Source organism: Arthrobacter sp., from assembly GCF_030540645.1.
Taxonomy (GTDB): Bacteria; Actinomycetota; Actinomycetes; order Actinomycetales; family Micrococcaceae; genus Specibacter.
The window spans coordinates 1,356-5,135 of sequence record NZ_JAUNVV010000129.1; the positions used below are offsets into that span (position 1 = coordinate 1,356).

Below are 3,780 nucleotides of genomic sequence, written 5' to 3' on the forward strand. Positions count from 1 at the left end.
AACAGCGTGATGAGCGCGCCCACCGGCGTCCACAGCGCCGCCGTTTGCATGCCCGCCCCCAGCACACCTGAATAGCCGACCAGGCCCACCAGAAGCAAAAGCATGAACAGGACACGGCCTACGGCCAGCACGGCTGAGTAGGTGCGGAATAGCCCGGCCACCGCTTGGCCCAGGGACAGGAACATGACGGAGGCCAGCAGTGCGGTGGCAATGAAAAGCGCATAGCGGCCGGCGCTAAGCGTGAACCCGTGCAGGACGGCTGCCACGACGATGACAATGATCGAGGTGACCAGGTTGAACATCACCTGGATGGCCAGCCGGCTGGTAATGATGCTCCACCCGGGCACCGGTGCCACCCGAAGCCTGCGCAACACGCCGGCGTCGCGGTCGTGGGAGAGTGTGAGGGGGTAGCCAAGCAGGCTGGAGGTGCCCAGGCCCAGAATGAGGGCCAGCCCGATCACTACTCCGACTCCGCCCAGCCGGTTTGCCGTCTTGCCAAAGGAGTCGACGATCACGATCACCAGGGGCAGGAACAGATTCATCAGACCGGTGTATCTGTTCCTTAGCGCCGTGGTTGCGTCTGCCTGCAGTAGCGATTTGAAGACAAGGCCCAAGGGAGGGCGCAGGGAAGTGTGGTGCACTTCGGAGTGGGGTGCGTGCGCTTTGGATGTCTCAAACACGAAGATCGCCACCTGTCAGCCCAATGAACACGTCCTCAAGCGTTACTTCACCGTGGGCGGCGGCGAGCACTGCGGGATCGTTGCGATGCTTTGCTATCAGGCTCGCCGGAGTTCCCTCCGTCAACAGCCGGCCATGGTCCAGGATCGCGACCCGGCTGCACACCGACTGTGCCTCCTCCATGGAATGGGTGGTGAGAAGGATGCTGCGGCCCTCGGCACGCAACTGTCCGATGTGGTCCCAGAGATGGCGGCGCGCCTGGGGATCCAAGCCGGCCGTGGGCTCGTCCAGTAACAGCAGCAGGGGCTTATGGACGGTGGCGATGAACAGTGCCAGGCGTTGCTGCTGACCGCCGGAAAGTTGTTTATACCGCCTGTCCAGTTCCCCGCCCAGCCCGACGGCGGCCAGCCCGTCCCGGACCTGACCCGGTGTGGACCGAACGCCGTGCAGACCTGCGAACAGGGCGGCGATTTGCAGGATGGAAAGTTCGGGCTGGAAACTTGAGGACTGCAGTTGCACGCCCAGGCGTGATCTTGCCTCCAACGGATCCAACTGGACGTCTATTCCGTCCACCAGCACGGTTCCCGCCCGTGGTGTCAGCAGGCCTTCAATGGCGCTCAACGTACTGGTCTTTCCAGCACCGTTGGGTCCGAGAAGGCCAAAGATCTCTGCGGGGTTGATGTGAAAACTGACACCGTCGACGACGGTGCGCTCACCATAAGCGACCGCCAGATCCTCGACTTCCAGAACCAGCTGGGGACCAGGTTCATCATTCTGTGGCATGGCGGCACATCCTTCCGTTCCGGCAGGGGTTTCCCACCGTGGAACCACCTTTAATTTTAGCGCCGGACGGTGCAGTCGGCTGTGGGGTGGAGGTGTGTTTTCTCGGTGCGGAGTTGGAAGTTCCTGTGCGCTGGCTTTGTGGGAGAGCAGCGTGTACAGGAGTTGTTGGAGTGGGGCGGGCGCTGCCTGGTGTCACGTAAACTGGCCGTGTGGCTGGCCTGATAAAACGTGAAGATATTGACGAGGTGCGAACACGCACTGACCTCAAGGAAATTGTTGACGCCTACGTCACCCTAAAATCCGCAGGAATCGGCTCGTACAAGGGGCTTTGTCCCTTCCACGACGAGCGCAGCCCGTCATTCCACGTGCGCCCGCAAATGGGATACTTCCATTGCTTTGGCTGTCAGGAGAGTGGCGATGTCATCTCCTTCATTCAAAAGATGGACCACATTTCCTTTTCCGAGGCGGTGGAAAAGCTGGCTGGCCGGCTCGGCTATGAACTGCACTACGAAGACGGCGGCACGGGTCCGCGCCGTGAGGAGATTGGGCGCCGGCAACGGCTGCTTGACGCGCACAAGATCGCCGGGGAGTTTTACCGTGCGCAGCTGCTGACCCCGCCTGCAGCAGCCGGCCGCCAATTTCTGGCCGAGCGCGGCTTTGACCGCGAGGCTGCCGAACGGTTCGGCGTGGGGTTTGCGCCGCAGGGCTGGGACGCCCTGCTCAAACACCTCACCGGGAAGGGGTTCAGTACCGAGGAGCTGAAGCTCACAGGCATGTTTTCTGAAGGCCAGCGCGGCATTTACGACCGCTTCCGCGGCCGCCTCATGTGGCCCATTCGCGACATTGCCGGGGACACGGTGGGCTTCGGCGCCCGCAAGCTCTTCGAGGACGATCAGGGCCCCAAATACCTGAACACCCCGGAAACCACGCTCTACAAAAAATCCCAGGTGCTCTACGGCATCGACTTGGCCAAACGTAACATTGCCTCCAAGCGCCAGCTGGTGGTGGTGGAGGGTTACACCGATGTCATGGCGTGTCACTTGGCCGGGGTGGACACGGCGGTGGCCACGTGCGGCACGGCTTTTGGTGCCGAGCACATCAAGGTGGCCCGGCGGCTGCTTTCAGACGACGGCACCGGCGGGGAGGTGGTGTTCACGTTCGACGGCGACGCGGCAGGGCAGAAGGCGGCGCTGAAGGCCTTTGACGAGGACCAGCGCTTTGTGGCGCAGACGTTCGTGGCGGTGGAGCCTTCCGGGGCCGACCCCTGCGAGCTGCGCCAGCGCAAGGGCGATGAAGCAGTCCATAGGCTGATCCGCTCCCGTCGTCCGCTGTTTGAATTTGCCATTCGCTCCACGCTGGCCAAGTTCGACTTGAGTACGGTTGAGGGTCGGGTGAGTGGGCTGCGTGCCGCAGCTCCCGTGGTGGCCGACATCCGTGACGGCTCCACCCGGATGGGTTACAGCCAGGAACTGGCCGGCTGGCTCGGTATGGCAGATCCGAACGAGGTGCTGCGGGCCGTCAAAGGTGCCGAACGCCGTGCCCACACCCAGCCCGGGGCAAAGGCGTTGGGGCATGCGGGGGCGCGTGCCGACGTAGGGCAGCAACGCGGGAACTTTGCCGCCGGGGGACAGCGCAGTGGGCAGCAACAAGGGGCTCAGCAGGGCGCTAACCCGGCAGTGGAGTCGGAATCGGCGCGGCCAGCTTTTGTGCGCCCAGATCCGCGCGATCCGCAGGGTCGCATGGAGCGGGAGGCGCTGGAAGTGGTTTTGCAGCATCCGGGGCTGTTGACGGCGGGAAACTGGCAGCACTTTGCGGCGACGGAGTTTGTGGTTCCGGCCTACAAGGCGATCCAGATGGCCATTACGTTGGCGGGGGAGTCGCTGGTGGCGTCGTCCCAGTGGCTGGCAGCGGTGCGCGCCGGTGTGCCGGAGGAGATGGAATCGCTCGTGGCGGAGTTGGCGCTCAGCCCGCTGCCAGCGACGCGCGAGGACACGCTCACGCGGTACTGCCGCGACATTTTGCGCAGGCTTTTTGAGCTGCAGATCACGCGGTTGAAGGAAGAGCGGCTGGGGGCGTTGCAGCGCATGGATCCGGCGGTGGATCCGGAGAGCTACCAGCTGCTGCAGCGCGAGTTGATGGAGCTGGAAACGGCCCGCAGGCAGTTGCGCGGGGACGGATAGCGGGGGAGGCGGGCCTCGATTTCACAACGGGGCAAGCCTTTGTTATTGTTGTTCCTGCACGATCCCCTATAGCTCAATTGGCAGAGCGTTCGACTGTTAATCGAAAGGTTCCTGGTTCAAGTCCAGGTGGGGGAGCCAA

At 63.3% G+C, this 3,780-nt stretch carries 3 protein-coding genes and 1 tRNA gene; 2 read left to right on the plus strand and 2 right to left on the minus strand.

Translation table 11 applies throughout. From position 1 onward, the window contains the following. Both Q4P21_RS15680 and Q4P21_RS15685 read right to left on the minus strand, forming a co-directional pair. Positions 1-680: ABC transporter permease (locus Q4P21_RS15680; protein WP_303389657.1), on the minus strand; the 680-nt coding region annotated here is incomplete at its 3' end. After that, entirely contained in the window at positions 673-1,461 is a 789-nt protein-coding gene (locus Q4P21_RS15685) for an ABC transporter ATP-binding protein (protein WP_303389658.1), read from the minus strand. The genes Q4P21_RS15685 and Q4P21_RS15680, both read right to left, overlap by 8 nt. Positions 1,462-1,670: 209 nt before the next feature. Here Q4P21_RS15685 and dnaG point away from each other — a divergent pair, with 209 nt between their 5' ends. Together dnaG and Q4P21_RS15695 are read left to right on the plus strand one after the other, a co-directional pair. Beyond that, positions 1,671-3,641: a DNA primase gene (gene dnaG / locus Q4P21_RS15690; protein ID WP_303389659.1), complete on the plus strand. Its 1,971-nt coding sequence runs from the start codon at positions 1,671-1,673 to the stop codon at positions 3,639-3,641. A gap of 62 nt (positions 3,642-3,703) precedes the next feature. Continuing rightward, positions 3,704-3,779 (plus strand) — tRNA-Asn (locus Q4P21_RS15695). Position 3,780 lies beyond the last annotated feature (1 nt).